General features: G+C 43.8%; 24 protein-coding genes. 13 read left to right on the top strand and 11 right to left on the bottom strand.

The window, feature by feature from the left end:
* Positions 1–2: 2 nt before the first annotated feature.
* Together WAO38_RS12200 and waaC are read right to left on the bottom strand one after the other, a co-directional pair.
* Positions 3–887: a lipid A biosynthesis lauroyl acyltransferase gene (locus WAO38_RS12200; protein ID WP_422237483.1), complete on the bottom strand. Its 885-nt coding sequence runs from the start codon at positions 885–887 to the stop codon at positions 3–5.
* Positions 884–1,882 (bottom strand): lipopolysaccharide heptosyltransferase I, encoded by a 999-nt coding sequence (waaC, locus tag WAO38_RS12195; protein WP_422237481.1) that lies wholly within the window; start codon positions 1,880–1,882, stop codon positions 884–886. The genes WAO38_RS12200 and waaC overlap by 4 nt, the downstream gene beginning before the upstream one ends.
* Before the next feature lie 65 nt (positions 1,883–1,947).
* Between waaC and WAO38_RS12190 the strand changes: the two genes are divergently transcribed.
* The 8 genes from WAO38_RS12190 (at position 1,948) to pssA (ending at position 8,840) form a co-directional block, all read left to right on the top strand.
* On the top strand, positions 1,948–2,856 hold the full coding sequence (locus WAO38_RS12190) for a PDC sensor domain-containing protein (RefSeq protein WP_422237479.1): 909 nt from the start codon (positions 1,948–1,950) through the stop codon (positions 2,854–2,856).
* Positions 2,853–3,464 (top strand): imidazole glycerol phosphate synthase subunit HisH, encoded by a 612-nt coding sequence (gene hisH, locus WAO38_RS12185; protein ID WP_422237477.1) that lies wholly within the window; start codon positions 2,853–2,855, stop codon positions 3,462–3,464. The genes WAO38_RS12190 and hisH overlap by 4 nt, the downstream gene beginning before the upstream one ends.
* Before the next feature lie 11 nt (positions 3,465–3,475).
* Positions 3,476–4,174: a 1-(5-phosphoribosyl)-5-[(5-phosphoribosylamino)methylideneamino]imidazole-4-carboxamide isomerase gene (gene hisA / locus WAO38_RS12180; protein ID WP_422237475.1), complete on the top strand. Its 699-nt coding sequence runs from the start codon at positions 3,476–3,478 to the stop codon at positions 4,172–4,174.
* Between the two features lie 75 nt (positions 4,175–4,249).
* Positions 4,250–4,624, top strand: coding sequence for a chemotaxis response regulator CheY (locus tag WAO38_RS12175; protein ID WP_422237473.1), 375 nt, complete (start codon positions 4,250–4,252; stop codon positions 4,622–4,624).
* Positions 4,624–5,460, top strand: a complete 837-nt coding sequence (locus WAO38_RS12170; protein WP_422237471.1) for a 50S ribosomal protein L11 methyltransferase — start codon at positions 4,624–4,626, stop codon at positions 5,458–5,460. The genes WAO38_RS12175 and WAO38_RS12170 overlap by 1 nt, the downstream gene beginning before the upstream one ends.
* Positions 5,453–7,414 (top strand): ATP-dependent zinc metalloprotease FtsH, encoded by a 1,962-nt coding sequence (gene ftsH / locus WAO38_RS12165; protein ID WP_422237469.1) that lies wholly within the window; start codon positions 5,453–5,455, stop codon positions 7,412–7,414. Before WAO38_RS12170 ends, ftsH begins: the two co-directional genes overlap by 8 nt.
* 12 nt (positions 7,415–7,426) lie before the next feature.
* On the top strand, positions 7,427–8,074 hold the full coding sequence (locus WAO38_RS12160) for a phosphatidylserine decarboxylase (protein ID WP_422237467.1): 648 nt from the start codon (positions 7,427–7,429) through the stop codon (positions 8,072–8,074).
* Positions 8,075–8,117: 43 nt separating this feature from the next.
* Positions 8,118–8,840, top strand: coding sequence for a CDP-diacylglycerol--serine O-phosphatidyltransferase (gene pssA, locus WAO38_RS12155; RefSeq protein ID WP_422237465.1), 723 nt, complete (start codon positions 8,118–8,120; stop codon positions 8,838–8,840).
* Here pssA and WAO38_RS12150 read toward each other — a convergent pair.
* Both WAO38_RS12150 and serS read right to left on the bottom strand, forming a co-directional pair.
* A complete protein-coding gene (locus WAO38_RS12150) occupies positions 8,828–11,179 on the bottom strand; it encodes a tetratricopeptide repeat protein (RefSeq protein ID WP_422237463.1) in 2,352 nt (783 codons plus the stop codon). The genes pssA and WAO38_RS12150 overlap by 13 nt on opposite strands.
* 17 nt (positions 11,180–11,196) lie before the next feature.
* Positions 11,197–12,441: a serine--tRNA ligase gene (gene serS / locus WAO38_RS12145; protein WP_422237462.1), complete on the bottom strand. Its 1,245-nt coding sequence runs from the start codon at positions 12,439–12,441 to the stop codon at positions 11,197–11,199.
* Between the two features lie 222 nt (positions 12,442–12,663).
* On the opposite strand from serS, the gene WAO38_RS12140 reads away from it, so the two are divergent.
* Entirely contained in the window at positions 12,664–14,166 is a 1,503-nt protein-coding gene (locus WAO38_RS12140) for a hypothetical protein (RefSeq protein ID WP_422237460.1), read from the top strand.
* A gap of 60 nt (positions 14,167–14,226) precedes the next feature.
* On the opposite strand, the gene WAO38_RS12135 is transcribed toward WAO38_RS12140, so the two are convergent.
* Positions 14,227–15,129, bottom strand: a complete 903-nt coding sequence (locus WAO38_RS12135) for a methylenetetrahydrofolate reductase (RefSeq protein WP_422237458.1) — start codon at positions 15,127–15,129, stop codon at positions 14,227–14,229.
* Between the two features lie 53 nt (positions 15,130–15,182).
* Between WAO38_RS12135 and serB the strand changes: the two genes are divergently transcribed.
* The 3 genes from serB (at position 15,183) to WAO38_RS12120 (ending at position 16,761) form a co-directional block, all read left to right on the top strand.
* Complete coding sequence (gene serB, locus WAO38_RS12130; protein WP_422237456.1) at positions 15,183–15,812, top strand: phosphoserine phosphatase SerB; 630 nt, start codon at positions 15,183–15,185, stop codon at positions 15,810–15,812.
* Between the two features lie 99 nt (positions 15,813–15,911).
* On the top strand, positions 15,912–16,253 hold the full coding sequence (locus WAO38_RS12125; protein WP_422237454.1) for a hypothetical protein: 342 nt from the start codon (positions 15,912–15,914) through the stop codon (positions 16,251–16,253).
* A gap of 175 nt (positions 16,254–16,428) precedes the next feature.
* Positions 16,429–16,761 carry a c-type cytochrome gene (locus tag WAO38_RS12120; RefSeq protein ID WP_422237452.1) on the top strand — a complete coding sequence of 111 codons (333 nt, stop codon included), beginning with the start codon at positions 16,429–16,431 and terminating at the stop codon, positions 16,759–16,761.
* Between the two features lie 25 nt (positions 16,762–16,786).
* Here the strand turns inward: WAO38_RS12120 and WAO38_RS12115 are convergent, their stop codons facing one another.
* Positions 16,787–17,110 (bottom strand): NGG1p interacting factor NIF3, encoded by a 324-nt coding sequence (locus WAO38_RS12115; protein WP_422237451.1) that lies wholly within the window; start codon positions 17,108–17,110, stop codon positions 16,787–16,789.
* Positions 17,111–17,219: 109 nt separating this feature from the next.
* On the opposite strand from WAO38_RS12115, the gene WAO38_RS12110 reads away from it, so the two are divergent.
* Positions 17,220–18,083 (top strand): TIGR01777 family oxidoreductase, encoded by an 864-nt coding sequence (locus WAO38_RS12110; RefSeq protein WP_422237449.1) that lies wholly within the window; start codon positions 17,220–17,222, stop codon positions 18,081–18,083.
* Here the strand turns inward: WAO38_RS12110 and WAO38_RS12105 are convergent.
* Genes WAO38_RS12105 through WAO38_RS12085 form a run of 5 tightly spaced genes read right to left on the bottom strand, consistent with a single transcriptional unit; the run spans position 18,037 to position 22,447 of the window.
* A complete protein-coding gene (locus WAO38_RS12105) occupies positions 18,037–19,020 on the bottom strand; it encodes a 6-phosphofructokinase (protein WP_422237447.1) in 984 nt (327 codons plus the stop codon). The two genes, WAO38_RS12110 and WAO38_RS12105, sit on opposite strands and share 47 nt — an antisense overlap.
* On the bottom strand, positions 19,017–19,622 hold the full coding sequence (locus WAO38_RS12100) for an ABC-type transport auxiliary lipoprotein family protein (RefSeq protein WP_422237445.1): 606 nt from the start codon (positions 19,620–19,622) through the stop codon (positions 19,017–19,019). The genes WAO38_RS12105 and WAO38_RS12100 overlap by 4 nt, the downstream gene beginning before the upstream one ends.
* 2 nt (positions 19,623–19,624) lie before the next feature.
* Positions 19,625–20,593, bottom strand: coding sequence for an MlaD family protein (locus tag WAO38_RS12095; protein WP_422237443.1), 969 nt, complete (start codon positions 20,591–20,593; stop codon positions 19,625–19,627).
* Positions 20,577–21,332 carry an ABC transporter ATP-binding protein gene (locus tag WAO38_RS12090; protein ID WP_422237441.1) on the bottom strand — a complete coding sequence of 252 codons (756 nt, stop codon included), beginning with the start codon at positions 21,330–21,332 and terminating at the stop codon, positions 20,577–20,579. The genes WAO38_RS12095 and WAO38_RS12090 overlap by 17 nt, the downstream gene beginning before the upstream one ends.
* On the bottom strand, positions 21,329–22,447 hold the full coding sequence (locus WAO38_RS12085) for an MlaE family lipid ABC transporter permease subunit (protein ID WP_422237439.1): 1,119 nt from the start codon (positions 22,445–22,447) through the stop codon (positions 21,329–21,331). The genes WAO38_RS12090 and WAO38_RS12085 overlap by 4 nt, the downstream gene beginning before the upstream one ends.
* Positions 22,448–22,475: the final 28 nt, after the last annotated feature.

Genomic DNA, 22,475 nt, shown 5'->3' with positions numbered 1-22,475 from the left:
TCCTAACGGGCAGAATATATTTCTTTGTATTCACCCTTCCACCGTTTATGGCACCAAAACCAAAATTTAGGATCGGCCCGAATCACTTTTTCGAGTTGGTCCGCTTGCCGTTGCGTCGCTTTCAGAATCGATGCTTCATCGTCTCCTTCTACCTCAATAGGTTCTTCAAATGTAATGGTATAGTGCTCTTCATCGTCGCTTTGGATATACAAAGCGACAATAGGCGCATTATATTTATACGATAAAATAGCCGGAGTTGAGGTCTGATAGGTCGGATGACCAAAAAAGTTGATTTTAACGCCGCTGCGTGCATTACTCGCCTGGTCGATCAGCAAGGAAACTGCTTGCCGGTTTTTTAATGTACGGGTTAAATGTTTCAAGGCACCGGATTTTTCGGTCATATGCATTCGGTGGCGTGCTCTGGCTTCAAGCAGATAGGGTGCAAAGGCTTTATTGTTGAGAGTCCTGTAGATTGAGTGGATCGGAGTCATCAAATCGGCAAGGGCCGCCGCACCTATTTCCCAATTTCCGTAATGGGCAGAGAGAAAAATAATTCCCCGATCTTCACGTAAAAGTTTTTCAACGATTTCAGGATTTTTGAAATGTACTTTTGCCCTCAGATCGGCTGAACTGTTACGGCGATTTTCCATAACCTGCAAAAAGTTGAGAGCAAGATTGCGGTAGCAGTAACGCGAGATTGTTTCATATTCTTGCGGATCAAGGCTATTTTCAAAAGCAAACATCAGATTTTGTTGAATTATTTTTTTTCTTTTTCGATCAAAAGTGTATGCCAAAGTACTTAAAAAAATAAAAAAAGATTTACGCCACGATCGCGGTAATGCCATTAGGAAGCTATCCAAAACTAAAAAGAGACGAAAGAGTATCATGATAAAAGTTCCTTGGCTTTTTGGATAATCATTGCCGGATCGATATCACGGATGGAAAAATCGTTTCGGTTGATTTTGAGAATATCGACAGGCGAGGAAGATTTAATCCCGATATTGGTCGATGTGGGGAAAATCATCCGTTCGTTGGTCGGACCGAAGAGGGTGATGGAAGGGCGGTTCATTGCCCAGGCCATATGGGTCGGGCCGGTATCGTTTCCGATAACGAGATCGCAATGGGCAATAAAATTGACAAGCTCTCCAAGCGACATCTTCGGTGCAACGACGGCATTGGAGGAATGGGCCGCTATCCACTCGGCATCCAGCCGTTCCGCTTCACTTCCCCAAATCAAATAGCATGGGTAGGGGAGGTTTGAGCAGAGTGCCGCAAAGTGTTCTTTGGGGTAGCATTTGCTCGGCCATGACGCGCCGATTACACAGGCAATCGCTTTTGCATTGCCCTTTAGAGATTCGGGTTTATCGTGAATACGAAAAAGGGGCTCTTTGGTGAGAATATCATTTTCATCGTAAGGTATCTTGAGCGCTTCGGTAATGACCAAGACATTGCGTTTAATGACATTTTGCTCATAAGGGATACGGGAGGCCGTATCGTAAAAACAGGCGGCAAGTTTTTCACGTATACTGTATCGATCAAAACCGTGTACCCGGCCTTTTAAAAAATAGGCAACAAGCGCCGATTTGAGCAACCCTTGCGCATCGATAATCTGATCATAGGGTAAATGCGATTTAAGATTCTGAATAGTCTCTCTAAGAAGGGAAAAACTTTTGTTTTTCTTGATGCGTTTGAGGGGGACGGGTATCACTTCGCTGATGAGCGGATGGTCCTGTAGAATCGGTGCAAATGCCTCCTCTACGTACCAGTCGATCGTCGCATCAGGGTAATGTTTGCGGATAATCTGTAAGACAACGGCAGTATTGACAATGTCTCCCAGTGCGCTGAGTCGTACAATGGCTATTCGGAAATTTCGAGTGTTCATAAGCGTAACTATAGCGCAACTAAGCTACAATCCCCCTCAAAATACAAGAGAAGCTAGGAGTCAAAATGGTTGTTCAAGACATTCGCCAATATTCCGAAATTCGCCCAAAAGCGCGCGCCTATTTTTGTTACCTGTTTCACAAAAATCTCCCGAATCATCTTCCGTCTGTATCGGTTGAATCGGTTACTGCCCGTCTTCTCAAAATACGCGGTGACCTTCAAGGACTTGACGCTGTTTACCTTTTGGATGCCAAAGGGAATCAAGTCGGACCGACCTATCTGAAAGATGGAAAAAAAGAGGACGATACCGGGGTAAGCCGTTCAACCCGGGCGTATTATTACCGAGCGATGAACGAGCGCCGCTGTACGATCACCGATCCTTATCCTTCGCTGCTGAATGACGAACTCACGGTAACGGCTTCCCAGCCGATTTTTGATGAGCATGGTGAAATCGTCTACGTTGCTTGTCTTGATATTCCCTTGGCCGAAGTCCTTCGTATTGCCCATCCTCTTGCTTCTGAATCGATGGCGGGGAAATTTTTTCGAACCGCCTATGCGATTTTTACCCTGGCACTGGCATTCGTATCATTGTTGCTGTTTGTAAAGGGGATTGAAGGATTTCTGGCATACGGATTCGGCGATTATGGGCGTATCGAAATTAAAGATATTTTTGAAGCAACCATTTTACTAACCTTGTCGTTAGCGATATTTGATTTGGTCAAGACCCTCTTTGAGGAGGAAGTGCTAGGCCGTCCGAAACATGATCCGTCCTCCGATATGCACAAAACGATGGTTCGATTTTTAGGATCGATCATTATTGCCCTTTCGATTGAGGCTCTGATGCTCGTCTTTAAATTTGCGATGACAGAACCTGCGATGTTGATCAATGCTATCTATATCATCGGTGCAGTTGCATTATTGCTTGTCGGACTTGCCATTTATATCCATTTTACCCATACGAAGGAAGTCTCGTGATAGGAATAGTCGATTACAACATGGGCAATCTCGCCAGTGTCAAAAACGCTTTTGATCTGTTGGGGGAGAAAGTAGTCGTAGAATCCGATCCCGATAAACTGAAAACGTATGACCGTATAATCTTGCCGGGTGTCGGAGCATTCGGAGATGCGATGGAACACCTTAAAGCACGTGGCATGGATGCTGCAGTACGTGAATATGCCGCCAGCGGGAAATATTTGCTGGGTATTTGTCTGGGAATGCAGCTTTTATTCGAATCGAGTGAAGAATTCGGGATAAGCGAAGGATTGGGACTGATCGAAGGGCGTGTAGTCGCATTTGATACGAGCCGTTTTTCTACGCCGCTGAAAGTGCCACATATGGGCTGGAACCGGATGTTTACCCAAAATCACCCATTATTTGACGGCTTGGACGAAGCGCATTATCTTTATTTTGTCCATTCGTATCATGCTTTATGCCGCCATGAACAAGACAGTATCGGTGAAAGCGTTTACGGTTACCGCTTTACGAGTGCAGTGGCTCATGAAAACGTTATGGGGATTCAGCCCCATCCTGAAAAAAGCCATCAAAACGGGCTTCGTATACTTAAAAACTTCATTAACTTATAAAGGACGATTCAATGACTATTTTCCCGGCGATTGATCTAAAAGACGGTAAAGCGGTCCGCTTAACCAAAGGGGCGATGGAGAGCGCTAAAATCTACTCTGATACTCCGTGGGAATTGGTTAAGACATTTGAAGAGATGGGAGCCGAATGGGTTCATTTGGTCGATCTTAACGGTGCGTTTGCCGGAGAACCGATCAATTTGGAGCAGATTCGCGCCATACGTGAAAATTGCAATGTGAAACTTCAGCTCGGCGGCGGTATTCGCGACGAAGCGACGATTCAACGTTATTTGGAATTGGGAATTGACCGATTGATTTTGGGCTCGATTGCTCTTCGGGATCCGGAGTTTGTGAAAACCATGGCGGCAAAATATCCGATTGTTGTCGGTATTGATGCGATTGATGGCTATGTTGCCGTTGAGGGATGGGGCGAAGTGAGTACGATGAAAGCGACGGATTTAGCGCGAGCGTTTGCCGATGCGGGAGTTCAAGCGATTATTTGCACCGATGTCGGGCGTGACGGAACACTCACCGGAGTCAATGTCGATTTTACCCTTGATATTGCCAGAGCATCCGGAATACCGACGATCGCCAGCGGTGGAGTGAAAGATGCAAGTGATATTGAAGCTTTGATCCAAAGTGGTGAAGTTTCCGGTGTAATCGTCGGTAAAGCATTTTATGAGGGGCGAATTGACCTCAAAAAATTTCTTTAAACTTATCACAAAGATGGATAGGTTATTATTAGGAACATTTATTCTATTAAGTAAGAATTGACAAAAGGACACGCTTTGAAATTATTGGTTGTAGATGATAGCTCGACAATGCGCCGTATTATCAAGAATACCCTCTCGCGTCTCGGATACGAAGACGTATTAGAAGGAGAAGACGGGCTTCAAGGTTGGACTGTTCTAGATGAAAACACCGATATCGGGATGCTTATTACCGATTGGAATATGCCGGAAATGAATGGTCTGGAATTGGTTAAAAAAGTACGTGCCGATGCACGTTTTACCGATCTCCCAATCATTATGGTGACGACGGAAGGGGGAAAAGCAGAAGTTATTACCGCCCTGAAAGCAGGCGTCAATAATTATATTGTTAAACCGTTTACTCCTCAAGTTTTAAAAGAAAAACTTGCTGCCGTTTTAGGTACCGAGGGTTAATGACAGATCACTATTATATGTTGGTTGTCAAACCATCTTCCCACTTGGAGCTCTTCAGTGATTTTTTAGTGGATGTCGTTCCGGTCGGATTTGAAGAGATTGATGACGGATTTATTATCCGCAGTGAAGAAGACCTTGAAACCGTAATGTGGGGAATTGAACAATTTTCCGAAGCGTTACAGCGGGCGCTGGGGCAAGTAGTCGATGTTGAACTTACCCTCACGAAAGAAAAAAATGATGATTGGATCGCGCAGTACCAGCAGGGTATAACCCCCGTACAAATCGATTCTTTCTATATCCATCCGACATGGGAAGCACCGAAAGAGGGATTGTACAATATCGCGATTGATCCTGCTCTCGCCTTTGGAACCGGGCACCATCCTACGACCGCTTCTTGTCTCCGAGGAATTGCCAAATATGTTAAAGAAGGCGACGAAGTGATGGACGTCGGGTGCGGGAGCGGAATATTAGCGATTGCGGCCATCAAAAAAGGTGCTGTGGTCGATGCGTGCGATACCGATCCTCTCTCCGTCGAAAATGCCATTGTCAATGGTGCACAAAATCATATTGCCTACCGCCGTCTTTGGGAAGGCCCCGTCACAGAAAGCAATGAAAAATACGATGTCATTATTGCCAATATCGTTGCAGACGTGTTGGTATTCATTGCCAGCGATCTTAAAAAACGGTTACGAGAAGGGGGCATTATAATCCTCTCAGGAATAATGGACAAATATGAAGATAAAGTTTTACGCGCATACAAAAATTTTGAATTAACCGAACGTCTTGTCGAAAACGAATGGGTAACGCTTGTGGTAACCCAAAAAGGAAATGAATAATATGAGTCAACCTGAATCGAACCCGAATCCGGATAAAAACGGCAATTTCTTTAATAAGAATCCTTTAATTACGTTTGTCCTTTTCTCCATAGCCGTAATCATCCTGTTTAAGGCAGTGATCGGAGATGACAGTGAGTTAGCTGGAAAAATCAGCGGCCAAAATGTTACCCGAACCCAAGAGATCAGCTATGCAGATCTGAAACGTCTTATCCAAGAAAAGCAGGTCGAGAAAGTATCTATCGGACAAACCTATATCCGTGCAATCGGCAGTGACGGCACAGGAAAAGTTGCCTACACCACACGTATCGTCGGACCGGATTCAACCTTGATCCCGCTCCTTGATGAACAAAAAATCAACTACACCGGATTTAACGAGAGCAATTGGTTTACGGAGATGTTCGGATGGCTCTTCCCATTTTTGATCATCATCGCTATCTGGATGTTTTTTGCGGGACGTATGCAAAAAAGCATGGGCGGCGGTATTTTGGGAATGGGAAGTTCAAAGAAATTGGTCAATTCTGAAAAACCAAAAACCAAATTCGATGATGTCGCCGGTGTTCAAGAAGCAAAAGAAGAAGTTTTAGAGATTGTCGATTTCTTGAAGTTTCCGGATCGTTATGTTGAATTGGGTGCGAAAATTCCAAAAGGGGTACTTTTGGTCGGTAGCCCGGGAACCGGTAAAACTTTATTGGCAAAAGCTGTTGCGGGAGAGGCCGAAGTGCCGTTTTTCTCGGTATCAGGTTCAAGTTTTATCGAAATGTTTGTCGGAGTCGGTGCCGCTCGGGTACGGGACTTGTTTGAACAAGCAAAAAAAGACGCTCCGTCTATTATCTTTATTGATGAGATTGATGCAATCGGGAAAAGCCGTGCCGCCGGCGGTGTAATGGGGGGGAATGATGAACGTGAGCAGACCCTCAATCAACTCCTTGCCGAAATGGACGGCTTCGGTACCGATACGCCGATTATTATTTTGGCCGCAACCAACCGGCCTGAGATTCTCGATCCGGCTCTCCTTCGTCCGGGTCGATTCGACCGCCAAGTTTTGGTGGATAAACCTGATTTTCAAGGGCGAATCGATATCCTGAATGTCCATATCAAAGCCGTTAAGCGAGACAAAGATACGGATGTAGAAGAGATTGCGCGTCTGACCGCCGGCCTAGCCGGTGCCGATTTGGCTAATATCATTAATGAAGCCGCGTTGCTCGCAGGACGAAAAAGCCAAAAAACTGTTCGTCAAGACGATTTGAGAGAAGCGGTAGAGCGTGCAATCGCTGGATTGTCCAAAAAAAGCCGCCGAATCGATGAAAAAGAGAAACGCATTGTTGCCTATCATGAAAGCGGACATGCATTGCTTGCAGAGACCACGAAGGGTGCCAAAAAAGTTTCCAAAGTTTCGATCGTTCCCCGCGGATTGGCAGCATTGGGATATACTCTCAATACTCCTGAAGAGAATAAATATTTGATGCAGCGCCATGAATTGTGGGCTGAAGTTGATGTTCTTCTCGGAGGACGAGCTGCGGAAGAGGTCTTTATCGGTGAAATCAGCACCGGAGCTGCAAACGATTTAGAGCGTTCTACCGATATTATCAAAGCAATGGTCCAAATGTACGGTATGAGTGATGTTGCAGGACTGATGGTTCTTGAAAAACAGCGTAATACCTTCTTAGGCGGCGGTATGTCTCAGGCGCGTGAGTACAGTGATAAAATGGCAGAAGATATGGACACTTTCATAAAAGAATCTCTCCAAAGCCGCTATGTCGAAGTCAAAGCACGTTTGGAAGAATACCGCGGTGCAATCGAAAAGATTGTTGAGCTTCTGTATGCCAAAGAGAACATATCGGGCGATCAAGTACGTGAAATCATTGAAGCATTTGAAATTGAAAACAATATTGAGACGAAGCTTGAAGAGCGTAAAGAGACGCCTTCAAGTAAAAAAATCGTCATTGATGATTAAAAGGGGCACCGTATGAGCGTTCAAAATGATACCTTTATCCTCTCAAGCCGAGGATGGCTTTTATCCGGTGTATTGGGCGCACTTTTTTTGTTTTTTACAATGACGGGATTGACTTTGTTTCAGTTCGTTATCGGTGCATTGCTGTTGGCAGTATTGGCCATTTTCCGGAATCCCGAACGTAATACATCAGAAACAGAAACAGATGGAATCATCAGCAGTGTTGACGGCGTTGTTCTGTCGATAGAAGAGGCTTTGGTGGATGATCATAAAATGACCAAAGTGACGATTATGAATTCGCTTTGGGATGTTTCGATGCTTCGTGCCCCGTTTGACGGTGTAGTCGAAGGATTTAAAATACGTCACGGGGCTTCTCTCCCTCTTTATAATCCAATGGCAGAGAGACTGAATGAAAAAGCGGTAATCTCTTTTCGTTCGGTAAAAGGGGATGAAATCTATATTGAGCATCTCAGTGAACAGAGCTGTTTTTCAATCGGAATCGACTTGGAAAACAGCCAAAAACTGAAAGAGGGGAACCGTTACGGGTTTTTAGCAAAAGGACGCAGTATTCTTTACCTACCTGAGCATACCCGTCTATTAGTCGGTGCCGGTTCTAGCGTTCGTGCAGGTGAGAGTGTTATAGGCTATTTAAACGCGGCCTAAACCGATCGTGACCTTGCCATTTCGCGCTTGAAAGGAAATTCCTATGCGTCAATCTCCTCCGCCTATTGCCTATCTTCTTCCCAACCTTTTTACCGCAGCTTCTGTTTTTACCGGATTTTATACCATTGCATTAGCGCTTGAGGGGTCATTCGCCTCGGCAGCATGGTTTATTTTTTTAGCCCTTGTATTTGACGGACTGGACGGACGTGTCGCCAGGATGACGAATACGGCAAGCCATTTCGGTGTTGAGTTTGATTCTCTTGCCGATATCGTCGCATTCGGCGTTGCTCCGGCATTGCTTCTCTATCTGTACGCGGGAGAAAGCTACGGACGTATTGGAATCGTTGTGAGCGCTCTTTTTATCATTTTTGGTGCGGTGCGCCTTGCCCGTTTTAATGTGACAACTTCCAGAATAGAACCGAGTGTATTTATCGGACTTCCGATTCCGACAGCCGCAATTATGATCTCAATCGCTATTTTATTACTGGAGCAATATCCGGAATTCGTGGCGCTTAAAGTATTCGTTCTTCCTCTCGCCGTTGTTTTATCTATTTTGATGGTTAGCAATATCCGCTATCCGAGTTTTAAAAAGATGAACTTCAAAACTTTTCATTTTATGCGTTTTTTGGTTGGATTGATTGTAGTCGCATTAGGTGTTTTTATCTATCCGATTGAAGGGATGGCAATCTTGGCAGCGGGGTATTTGCTTTATGGCCCTTCGCGGGCTTCTTTTTACCTGCTGCGGCGCCTTATTTACAGAGGGTGATATTTTTTAGGTTCGTTGGCAAGCTTTTCGGTATCAATGCCAAAATCAAAATACTGTGAGACGAAGCCGGTATTTCCCATTTTAGTGAATTCAATAATGGCTCCCGGATTGTTTTGTATCTGCATATTGAGCAAGCCAAGGGCATAACGGCTCTCCAAGTACGTAGGATTCTTGAGTTTTGAAAGTTCCAGTAGCGCAATTGCATTTTCATAATGTTCTGATCCGATAGAAGCACAAGCACTCATAAAGAGGGTATGCTCATCCCGTATTTTATAAGTATCGATCAGCTGATTGTACAGCGTATATGATTTTTCAAAATCCTGTTGATAAAAATAAGCCTGTGCCAATGCCCCCATAATGTCGGCAGTATGATCAGATGTCGTTTGGAGTCTGTTTTCAAGCCGTTTGATGAAAGGGTCTAGATCTCCGGTCATCATTGCCATTAAAATACTTCGATCCCGTGTAAGCTGGGGCCCAAAATATAGATCGTCATAATGAAATTTCTGTTTTTTGAGATAGTTAATGGCCGATGAGGCAAAAGCTTTTGGCTTTTGATCGTGGAAAGAGGTATCGATAACTATCAAGTGCGGAAGGATATCGTTGGGTTGAAGGGCAGAGAGTTTCTTGGCCTCTATCAGTGCGGTATCGGATCTTCCCGTTGCTGAAGCGATCGAAATATTCAGCGCAAGATAGAGAGGGCGCTCTTTGTAAGGGTTGTCGAGCCATTTAGCTGCACTCGGCAGGTTGTTTTGGGTGATATCGAGCATTGTGCGATACAGTTCAAACTCTTCTTTATCCGGTTCTTGTGCCAGATTGTCTTTGAGAATCGAGGTTAATTTCGGATTGCTTTTTCCGATTATTTCAGAGCTCATGATCGCAAAGATTCCGGACATATAATTATGCGCATCAAGATGGTAAGAGCGCAGGAAATGTTCATATGCTTTGGACATATCCCCTAACTGTGCATAGGTCAGGGCTAAATTGTAATGCAAAATTGAGTGTTGAGGATTATTTTTCAAAAGTGCTAAAAGCGCTTCATTCGCATCTCTCAGGCGAAATTTCAGAGCTTTTTGGATGGCGAGTGCAATACCGTAATCGACGCTGGAAGCACGAGTCCCTTTTTGAAGGTATTCTTTTGCACTGGTAATGTCATCTATGTAAATATTTGCATTTCCTTTTCGGATATAACTGATCGTTTGATCGGCATTAAAGATTTTATACGGGGCAAAATAGAAGAGATTCTGATATATTTTGGCACGATTGTCTTTTTTATTGCCACGATAAATGTGCTGCACGTCATCAGGATTAAAAAGTGAGGACTTCAAATAAACATGGATAGGGTAGGGAGTGTAGACCTGATCCGGATAGACATCGGTGGTGTCTTTGAGTAATTTGGCCGCATTTTCATGAAGCCCTGACTTGAGGTAGACATAAGCCAATGCCAATTGTTCTTGAATCGGCGTGTCGTTTTGAATCATTGCTTCATTTAAATACTTTTTCGCCAAGGTCAAATCACCGATATTGGCATATAAAAGGCCGAGAGAAAAAGAGTCCTCTTCCTGCAAAGGATTTTCAAGTGAATTGATCGCGTCGTCATAATCTCCGAACATAGAGTCTATTCTGGTGCGAAGTTTGTTTTGTATTTCCTGGTATTCATCGGCAGTGGGGTGTTTAAGGGCGCTGAGTGCTTCGAGATAACGCCCTTTATAATAGTTGATCAGCGCGTAATAATATGAGTACATCGGTGAGCTGCTCTCTTGGGGGAGATACGCCTGAGCCATGTCGATGTAGTAATTGAAATTTTCTTCTTGTTTTAAATGGAGACAGCATACGGCGGCATTGATAGCACTGACACATCGATTTTCGCTATTGGCGATGGAGCGTTTAAAATTTTCCAAGGCTCCTTGATATTCTCCCTCTTTGAGTTGGACGACTCCGAGGTTATATTGGGAAATTGCTTCGGAATAGAGGGCGATTTTCTCATACAATTTCAACGCTTCGGTTTGATTTCCGCTGCTGTAGAGATAGTTGGCCCGTTCGATCATATTTTCTAGAGCGCTCGGTTCTATGAGAGTCTCTTCCGTCTTGTTGATTTTTTCGACGATCGGCTGATCGAGAGGTTTTGTCGGTTCTTCAGATGTTGCGGAAAAAAAGATGACCCATGCCGTTCCCAGCATGAGGAGTAAAAGAAGAACACCGGCGATTAGCAAGATGAGGCGTTTATTTTTGAACGGACTTGTTTTTTCGGCCGAAGATTCGGATTCGGATGCTGACATTTTGATAATGCCGGCCGCATCCGATTCTTCGATAATGATTATCTCTTCTTGATCTTCAGCCATAGCGTCTTTTTAACCTTTTAGAGATATTTATGCAATACAGTAGGAATACGGATGGAACCGTCTTCTTGCTGGAAATTTTCCATGATAGCTATCATCGTCCGGCCGACCGCTAAACTTGAACCGTTCAGGGTGTGTGCGAGGAGATTCTTCCCTTCTTCCTTGTAACGGATTTTGGCACGTCGGGCTTGGAAATCTCTTGTATTGGAAACGGAACTGATCTCACGATAAGTGTTTTGTCCCGGAAGCCATACTTCCAGATCCACCGTACGTGCCGCACCGAATCCTAAATCTCCGGTACAGAGAGTGACAAGACGGTGCGGGAGTTCAAGGGCGGCGAGAAGATCAGAAGCACAAGCAACCATCTCTTCAAATACTTCGTCGCTTTGATCGGCTCGGGTAATAGAAACGAGTTCAACTTTGTGGAACTGGTGCTGGCGGATCATACCGCGCACGTCACGTCCGCCGCTTCCCGCTTCTTTACGGAAGCATGAGGTATATCCCGTCATTTTGATCGGAAGATCGCTACCGTTGATGATTTCATCTTGAAAGAGGTTCGTGAGGGGAACTTCGGCCGTCGGGATCAAATAAAGCTCTTCCTCTTCGACTTTAAACAGATCGTCTTCAAATTTCGGAAGTTGACCCGTCCCTTCTAATGCACGGCGGTTGACGAGCATCGGAACACTAAATTCTTCAAATCCCCGTTCACGGTTGAAATCGAGCATGAAATTGATAAGGGCGCGCTCTAGTCGTGCTCCCATTCCCCCGACGACACTGAAACGGCTTTTTGCGAGTTTGACTCCGCGTTCGAAATCAATCCAGCCGTTTTGCTCGGCGAGTTCCCAATGCTCTTTCGGAGTAAAGGCGAATGTCGGAGGCGTCAGTACTTTTTTAAGCTCGATATTGTCATTTTCATCTTCGCCGTCAGGGACATCGGCATCAGGGATATTCGGGACACGCATGATGATCGCGTCGAGGGCTTCTTCGGCAGAGCGTTGAGTCTCTAAGAGATCACTCAAAGTCGCTTTGTTCGCATCGACTTCGATTTTCAGCTCATCGGTGCTTTTTCCCTCTTTTTTGTATTGGCCGAAGAGTCGGCTGAGTTCGTTTTGTTTGGCTTGCAATGTCTCATAAGCAAGTTTGGCGGTTTTGAGGTTTTCATTGGCGGTTTTGAGTTCAGTGATTACGGAAGCGTCCACTTTTTTACGCATAAGAGCAGCGGCGGTTTCGTCAAAATTTTTCTGGAGAAGTTTTACATCGATCATAAAGGGTCATTCCTGCGTTTATATAGTGATCGATTATAGCCAAAAGAGGCTGAAATTAGGTCAAAATCGTTCCACGACCACCTCCGTTCGCCCTGAGCTTGTCGAAGGGAGAGTTCATGGTTCGACAAGCTCATTAGGAATAGGAGACTATCTTAAAAATCAAGAGTATTTTTCACTAAAAAATACTATAATTATTTAATTAACACAATAAGGATTGACGTTTTGAATAATTTTAGGTTTTTAGATTTATACAAAAATAATCCAATTCTTTTTCTTACTATTTTACTAATTATTTCTATAGCATCGGCATTATTCATGCCAGCAATGTTTACGTTTACTTTTGGCTTACCGTTACTAATATTATTTTTACTGAAACAACGACTAACATGGGTAGGATTTTGGACAACTGTAGCTGTAATAGGTGTTTCAATCTTTCTGCTTATTGGTTTTATCATTTATATACAGATTTTTATTTTCTTTATTCATGCTTTCCCTACATATGTTGTTTTGCTCATTGCTTTGCTTTTAATGCACTTGATACCTATAAAAATGCACTTAATATCCAGAATTATTGTATTCATTTTGTTGTCTGCATTGATCGGATTTAATACAAAGATTATCGATTTTATACAACCAAAATATGCATTCGAAGAAAAAATAAATGAAGTTTTAACGTTGAATGATGGCAATTTTGTCAAAATTACAGGCAATACTACTAAAGTTCCGTCTTCTTATAATCCAAATGACTTTATAACTTTTGGTGCTAATGAGGGGTGGGGCGGATTTTGGGTATACCCAAAACTTGAATCAGTAAATATTGCAGAATTACTACAGCAAAGAGAAATAAGCTATACGCAAAAAAATAATTCTCCCTACACACTCGACATCATCTCTACTAAAAACATGAATGCTTATGTAGTAGAAATTCAACTCAAATCTAATTCAAAACTCGTATCTTCTCTAAAAATATCAGATCAACTACCTTTTCAATCATCGATCAGTGACAGAGAATTAGAAAATTTTGATCTAAGGCTTGAATATATGCTACGGCATAACATTTGGAATGAGTTATTGTTTTTATTATCTACAAATTTGACTACGAATAATTCCAATGTCATTAATAATTTTTTAGATAAGAGTATAAAATATCATGTAAAGCACTTAGATTGGAGCAAAAATACCTATTTTATTGAAGGAAAATTGATAAAAACTGAAGCAAAAGGATATTGTTCTGTAAATGAAAAAAATGATTACAAAAATTACGCGTTTAATCAATGGAAAGATCAATCGAGTGATAAATCTGCACGAATAATCTTTCCTCATATTTTTTCATTTGATTCAAATAATACAACTTATTCAACAAAAATTTTGTCAAAATATTCGAAGGATATTCAAGCATATAATGAAAATTTATGGAATGACAATGCTTTTTCTTATTCAGGAAAAAATGACATTTATACATTCTATACTTTTAGATTAACTAAGAATATAAGAATAATTCAATTTACCAAAACAGGTCAATTTGTTAAAGAGTTATATGTGTCACTGCCAAAAGATATTGTTTTGGATGGAAGAGATTGGCATCCCATTAGCCATGTTGAGTTGATAGACAATAAAATGCGATTTCGGGTTTATAATATTTATGAGTTTAAAACGAATTCTGAAGCAGCTGCACCGATTCAAGATCAATGCAGTTTTAATCAATTAGAAATACAATTACCATAATAATTTTCAGCTGGATTCTTGATCAAGTCGGGAATGACGAGCGAGTAAAAAAATCTGAAATTAGCTCAAAATCGCCTTGGCTAACTCAAACTGATTGGCGGTCATGATGTGGATTTTCGGATGGAGCGCTTTGAGCTCTTCAAAAAGGTTTTTACTCAGTTCAAAACCGACACGGTACTCTTCCTCGGGGCTGATCAAGGATGCGGTTTCGAGTGCTTCGACCCATGTGCTCGGAACAAAAATCCCCGGAACATTTTCATCCAAAAAGCGGGCGGTTCGGAGTTTGGTAATCGGGAAATAGCCTAAAACCAGTACGCACTCAGCATCATTTTCGCTATTGGCATTTTCCATCATCTCTAAAAGTTTGCGGGCATTTTCGAGATCGTATACGGGCTGGGAGATGATAGCGATGGCTCCGTGGGCTACTTTTTTCGTCATTCTTTTCTGCAATGTCGCGGCACTTTTGGAATAGGCATCGATAACGGCGAAAGGGTAGATTTTCTGGACAGGAGCGATCAATTTTTGTTCCGCCAGATCGGTTCCGTTGTTGAGGGTTGTGATGATATCGAGAAGCAATTTGCTGTTTCCCTCGAATACCCCTTTGGCATGAGGCTGATCGGAGTAATGGGCACTGTCACCGGTCAGAGCGAGGATAGCGCGTACGTTGGACTCATTGGCACCGAGAAGGTCGCTTTGCAAAGCGATACGGTTACGGTCGCGCATACTCATCGTCGCGAGTGTCGGTTTACCAAAACGATCCTGGAGTTTCATCGCGGCAAAGAGGGCATTGTATTTGAGTTTTGCGAGGGGATTATCGGTAGTACTGAATCCGTCTACTAGTTTGTCCAAACCCAAAGCGGCGATTTTTTCAATCGTCGGGACAAATTGAGCTGACCTCGACGGGGTAGTCTCTAGGGTGATATAAGTGCTGTTGCGTAGTTTATGGATAAAGGTTTCGAACAAAAGGTGCCTTTGGATATAATTGCGTCATTATAACAAAATGTAGGGAATCTATTTTGATAAAGTTATGTGTATTTGATTTCGATTCAACCTTGATGGATGGGGAGACGATCGATTTTTTTGCCGAAGCACTCGGAATCGGTGCCGAAGTCTCTGCCATTACGGAACGGGCGATGAACGGGGAACTCGATTTTTTTGAATCGCTGCAGCAGCGTGTCGGTTTGTTAACAGGGCTGGAATTTTCCAAAGTGGAAAAGATTTGCCATAACCTTCCGTATATGCCGGGAGCGATAGAGACGATTGCCGCATTGAAATCGCGCGGTATCAAAGTCGTCTGTTTCAGCGGCGGGTTTCGCTCGGCAACGTCGCATGCGAAACATATTCTCGGATACGATGCCGATTTTTCGAATGTTTTGCATGAGAAAGAGGGGAAACTCACCGGACTCGTCGGCGGAGATATGATGTTCGATTTTTCCAAAGGGGATATGCTGCTTCGTCTGCAAGGTCTTTTCGGAATTACCGAAGAAGAGACGATGGTCGTTGGTGATGGGGCGAATGATCGCTCGATGTTCGCCCATGCTGGAACTCGTGTGGCATTTTGTGCCAAAGAGATTCTCAAAAAAGAGGCAAATATTATCGTTGATACCAAGGATCTCACTCAAATTATTACAAAGGTGTTTGCGTAAAAGCACGCAAGCGTGCGCGAGCTTCCCGCTGAGGGAAACTCAGCGTTAGCGTAGCCGAGCCGGACTTTGTTCGGTCGGCGTATTAAAAAAAGGAAAAATATGCTTGAAAATTCACTCTGGTTGCGTTACAACCCAAATAAAACAATTCGCGAAGTCTTGGCACGGTTATATGAGTGCAGTGCGATAGAGATCGGTGATGATGAACGTGAACTGTATGCATCGCTTAAACGTCACCTCACCAAAAAAGAGTTTCGTATGATTATGATGAACGAAGCGGGACTTTCACCTGAGGAAATCGGTGCCGAAGTAGGCTTAAGCGGGGAAGAATTGACGAAAGCACAATACAAAGCATATCGTAAACTTCGACAAGATAAAATTCGTTTGGAAGTTCGTGCGAGCAAAGCAAAAGAAGAGATTGTATCAGAGACGGAAGCCGAATAAAAGTGGGATAATTTGATACGTTTTTGATAAAAAAACAAAAAAAAGTATCAAATTAATCAGATGTTAAACCGCTATTTACCCTTTAGTCGATATGATTAAAGGGTCCAAGACACCTTCACTGTTTTTTCGAAAATGTTGAAGGTGTCTTAAATCAATAATTTCGAAGGAGAACAGCATGAAAAAGTCAGCTTCATGTTTCCTCGCAGCACTTGTTGCTGTAGGGATGATGAGTACATCGGCATCTGCCGATATCAAAAAAGGTCAAAAAGCCTATTTGAAAACATGTAAAAATTGTCATGGTAACGGTACCAAAGGTGCTGCTATGCATACACAAGATGAGTGGGATGAACTTTTCGCTAACAATGGCGAATTGATTATCAAAAAACACGCAGGGGATAAATCTGCTGCATATTTTAATGGTGATATGTTTAAAGCACAATCACAAGATTTGCGCGATTTCTTGTTTGAATACGGTTCTGATTCAGGCAACGTTCCTTCTTGCGGCTAATGCTATTTCCCCTTTAGGGGAAGTATCAAAAATCTTCCAACGTTTTAATCTCTATTACTCCATACGCCGGTTCTTCATACGGATGTACTTCTTTTAATTTTTCCAAAACTTCTTTTATTTTTTCAGCGGTACAGATCATCTCTATTTTTATCTCTTCTACTTTTTCGAGAGCTTCCAAGGTTCCTAAAGAGGGGTTTGATCCTTCCAGAGGCCTGAATTGCCCCGTTCCGATACTTTCCCAACTGCACCGGTCATAGTACTTATAACGCCCGGCACCGGCATCAAAAAGGGCATTTTTAAGATTTTCAGATGCTAAAATCGGAACATAGACGTAAAGTAGATAGAACATGTGTTTTCCTCTATTATATTTAAATTAAATATGGCTATCAATTATATCTTTAATCCTTGCATGCACCCTTTAAGCTACAATCGTACGATGCATTAGACAAGGGTAAAATATGAAAATAGTCATTTGCGGAATGAGCGGATTTGTGGGAAGTGCATTAGAACATTTTTTTACGGAACGCGGAGATGAAATAATCGCACTTAGTGTTCGTTCATCTACTTCGGTTGATGCGTTATCGGAAAAAATGGAAGAGGCAGATGTCATCATCAATCTTGCAGGCGCCAATATCTTGGGTCGCTGGAGCAGCGAATATAAGGGTGTATTGCGCCAAAGCCGTTTGGAAACAACCCGTAAATTGGTAGAAGCACTGAAGCAATGTATGAATCCTCCCCATACGTGGCTCAATGCATCTGCTGTCGGAATATACGATGCGTATCACCAGCATGATGAATCTTCCCAAAACATGGGAGACGATTTTTTAGCAGCGTTAGTCCGTGACTGGGAATATGCCGCTATGAAAGCCGAATCTGAACTAACACGTGTATGTGTAATGCGGTTTGGTGTTGTTTACGGCGAGGGCGGCGGTGCAATATCGAAAATGCTCCCTCCGTTTCAACTCGGGCTCGGGGGAAAAATGGGAGATGGATTCCAAATGATCTCATGGGTACATTTGGAAGATTTGGTTCGAGCCTGCGCTTTTTTGATTGATCACCGAGAGATCAGCGGAGTTGTCAATCTTACTTCTCCTGAACCCATCAGCAATTTAGAACAGACGAAAGCAATGGGACGGATATTGGGTCGTCCCACATTGTTTGATCTTCCTGCATGGTTGGTCAAACTCATCTTTGGAGAGGGTTCTATTGTGATGCTGGAATCCAAAGAAGTTTATCCCCGGATTTTACAAGAGGCCGGATTTGTCTTTAACTATCCTACATTTGACAGTGCGATGGAGCAAATTGTTCACGACCGAGGGTGAGGAGTTCCTCATCGATTTTGTAGGGATGAAGGGCTACTTCATCAATCGTTTTAAAAGTAAAATGGCTCTTTGTATAGCAGATGACCGAATGGCTTTTTCCTTCTAGCAGAGCATCAATCGCATAGGTAACGAATCGATAGGCCATGAGACGGTCATATACGCTCGGATTGCCGCCTCGTTGAATATGTCCTAACACCGATACCCGTGATTCTATACCCAGCTCTTTTTCAAACCATAGGGAAATTTCTGCACTGTTTTGAAGTGCTTCAGAAACAATGGCAATAAAATAATCGCGTCCTTTGGATATCTGAGATTGAAAACACCCTTTATAATCGTTGATATTAATCGGAATTTCGGGAATAAGGCACACTTCGGCACCGGAGGTGATCGCCGAAACTAATGCGAGATAGCCGCAGTTTCGCCCCATCGTTTCGATGACAAAAGCCCGGCGGAACGAGGATGCCGTATCGCGAATCTGATCGATCGCATTTTTGATGACGCCCAATGCCGTATCCACTCCCAGACAATAATCAGTGCCGTTGATATCATTGTCGATCGTGGAAGGTATCCCGCAAAATGCAATCCCGGTTTCGGCATAAAAACGTTCCATCCCCCGAAAACTTCCGTCTCCCCCCAACACGATCAATCGGTCAATGCCTCGCGATTTTAAGTTATCAGCCGCTACTGCGCGAAAAGACTCTTCCATGAATCGTTTGGAGCGTGCCGAGCCTATTTTCGTACCGCCTCGGGTAATGATCCCGGCTACATCATGATAATCGGCCGGAGTAATATTGTTGTCGATCAATCCTTCGAATCCGTTATGGACGAAGTATGGTTGAAGATCGCGGGCATAGGCGTATTCGACAAACCGTTTGAGGGCAGGGTTCATTCCCGATACATCGCCTCCGGAGCAGAGGATGGCTATTTTTTGCTTCATTTTTTCTCCTGAATTTGGATATTGAGCCACTGGATCAACTGATCCGTCAGCTCTTGTGTTGCATTGGTTAAGGCATTGACTCCACCGGCTGCATCCGCGCTTGCTGATTCAACCGTGATGATAAAGCGTTTAGAAGCCAGAGGAAGTTTGGTTTTGGTATCGATAAGCCGGTAAGTGATGTCAATGACCCCTGAACTTTTATCATTTTGCTCAATTCGGTGATAAAAAGCACTTAAATCCGCTTCGAGAATCCAGTCGGCATGGGCGGTGGAGAGCGGAGTCAGCAGAGCCGTAAACATCTTTTTTTCTTCCAAAGCGGCGGTGAGAGAACGTTCGATGAAGATCGCGGGGCTATCACTCCATCGGCTGTAGAGATAGCTGCCGCTTTCCCCTTTGCTCCGGAGATAATAAAGATTTTTAGAGGCCAATGAGGGGATCGTTTTCGTGGATGAAATACGAAGCGTCTTGGGTGAACGTACGGTGAGTGCGGCGGAACTTTCAACTGATGGGTAAATCGTATATTCCTGGATGGGCGGGGTCATTGCCGTCGAACATCCGAGTATCAACAGGGCTGTCGGGATTATTAGGGTGAGGTGGCGCATGGTTATTCTCCTGGTCCGGGCTTGGGAGCCGATTTTTTAAACAGCAGATCCGAAGGACTTTCCCGAAGACTGCGCAGCGTAGATTCCATTTCGATTGTAAGAGCCCGTGTCTGAGAGATAAGATCACCCAGTTCACTGGATGCGGGAGATGCAATTGTTTGGAGATTATAATCACCGCGGTCGATGGAATCTTCGATTTTACGGATGAGGGTATGGCTTTCACGGGATGTGGCCGTGAGTGATTCGAGGGTAGACGACATTTTAGTCTGAATCAGGGTGTTAAAGTTTTCAGAACTGTTTTTGACGCTTCCGGCAGCCTCTTTCATGGCTATTAATGATTCGGTTGCATTATTCTCAAGTACTCTGCTTTGTTTCAACAGTTGTTTCACCTGTTGCTGATAGCCGTCTATTTGTGCCGTGAGTGAGCGTAAGTGCTCTAAGGATTGTGCGATATTGTTTACATTTTGGTCACTGAAAAGACGATCGGCGCGATCCAACGTGACAGAGAGTTTGGAAGCAACATTGCTTAATGATTCATCCAGCCGCGTGATCAGTGATGGGGAAGCGGGAATTGTTGCGATGGCATTGGTATCGCTACTCAGGAGAGATGCATTTTTACTGCCTCCGATGATTTCGATAAATGCCAGACCTGTTATCCCGTAAAATTTGAGGACGGTTCTGGAATCGGTCTTAATGGGGGTCTCTTTTTTGATCTTGAGGATGAGTTCCACTTCTTCGCTGTTGCGCGGATTGATGCGGATCGATTCGACCATTCCGACGTCGACTCCGTTAAACTTTACGGCTGCTTCGGGAGCAAGGCCTGAGACCGACTCGGTGATGAAAGTACGGTAACGGTGATAGTTTCCGTCGTCTTGATTGTATTTGCCGAGCCAAAATGCAAAAGCGATAAGAGATGAAGCTAAGAACAGGACAAAAATCCCTACGACTGTGTAGTTAACCCTGGATTCCATAAGACCCCTTTTGGAAGAAATAATCGACAATCGGATGATCGATCTGTAGGACTTCATTCAATGTCCCCTCGGCAATTATCTTTTTGTCCCCCAGTAATGCGAAACGATCGATGCTATGATGTATGGTATCCAAATCATGTGTCACCATAACGACCGTAAGCCCTAAGAGATCACGCAGTTGCCGGATCAGTGTGTCGAACTGCCGTGAACTAAACGGGTCAAGGCCGGAAGTCGGTTCATCTAAAAAAAGCAATTTCGGATCAAGTGCCAAAGCCCGCGCCAGGGCGGCACGTTTGATCATTCCGCCGCTCAGTTCACTGGGGTAGAGAAAGCGTGCATGTGCCGGCAGACCGACAAGGTCAATTTTAATGGCGATGAGTTCGTCGATAAGTTTGGGAGGAATATCCGTATACTCGCGGTAGAGCATCGCGATGTTCTCCCCGACCGTAAGTGAAGAAAACAGGGCACCTGATTGGAACAATACTCCCCACTGGCGTCGAAGACTTTGCGCTTGTAGAGGGGTAATCGTTTCTAAATCAAATCCTAGTACTTTTAAACTTCCGCTTTGAGGGCGCTGGAGGAGGATCATCTCCCGAAGAAGGGTTGATTTCCCCGATCCGCTCCCACCTAATAATGCATAAATCTCATTTTCACGAATAGTGCAGCTGATATGATCATGGATGATATTTTCCCCGAATACGGAAACGATATCGCGTGCTTCGATAATGATATTATTCATAGTTTCAACTCGGTGAGGAGAACTGAGAAGATTGCATCACATGCGATCACTAAAAAGATGGCATTGACGACGCTTTTGGTTGTGTAATGGCCTATGCTTTCCGTATTTAAAGAGACTTGAAACCCTCGGTAAGTACTTACCATTGCAATTAAAAAAGCAAAAAATGGCCCTTTAACAATACCGATGATGTAATGTTTGATGGGCAATGCTCCCTGAAGGCGGTGGATGAATTCGCTAAAACTCAAGTGAGATTGAGCCTGTGCGATCACCATCCCGCCGAATATTCCGATGATATCGGCAAAAAAGATGAGCAGAGGCATGACGATCATCAATGCGATGACCCGTGGCCACACGAGAAACGTGAAGGGATCAAATCCCATCGTTTTCATCGCATCGATCTCTTGGGTCATTTTCATGGCTCCGATTTGAGCCGTAAATGCCGAACCGCTCCGTCCTGCTACAACGATAGCCGTGATGAGCGGAGCAAGCTCACGGGTGAGTGAGATACCGATCATATCGACGATAAAGATATCAGCTCCGAATTTTTGCAGTTGAACGATGCTTTGGTAGGCTACAACAACCCCGATTAAAAAAGCACTTAATGCGATAATGGGCAAAGCACTGGCCCCTGTTGCAAAAATATGGGCAGTGATGGAGCGGTAACGGATCTGCGTAGGGTGAAGAAGGGTATAGAACAAGAGGACAAACGCCTCTCCAAAAAAAGCTAAAAAAGCTTTTATTCCCTGCACGTTATGATGGGTTTCACGTCCCAGTAGATAGAGCCATGAAAGTTTTTTCGGCGGTTTCGGTATTTCAAGCGGATGTGAATAAAGGAGCTGGTAGAGTTTGCCTTGTTCTGCATTCGCCCCGATGAGGTTGGACGTGATTTTTTCTTTTTCAAAGGCTCTATGATAGAGTTGCCACAGTGCTACGCCGGCGGAATCGATTCCACTTACCTTGGATACATCCCATGTAACCGAAGATTGGGGATGAAATGTTTCCAGCAAACCGGCGATATGGCTTAAATACGGTAAAGTCCATGACCCACTGCACTGTAATAGCGTATGAGAACCGTCTTGAACAATTTCAATAGAAGCATATCTTGAACTTTGCATACTCTATTGTAACGAAAATTTATTGCAA

The organism is Sulfuricurvum sp. (genome assembly GCF_049277495.1).
GTDB lineage: Bacteria > Campylobacterota > Campylobacteria > Campylobacterales > Sulfurimonadaceae > Sulfuricurvum.
Note: the sequence above shows the minus strand (reverse complement) of the source record. Positions and strands in the feature narration are given on the sequence as shown.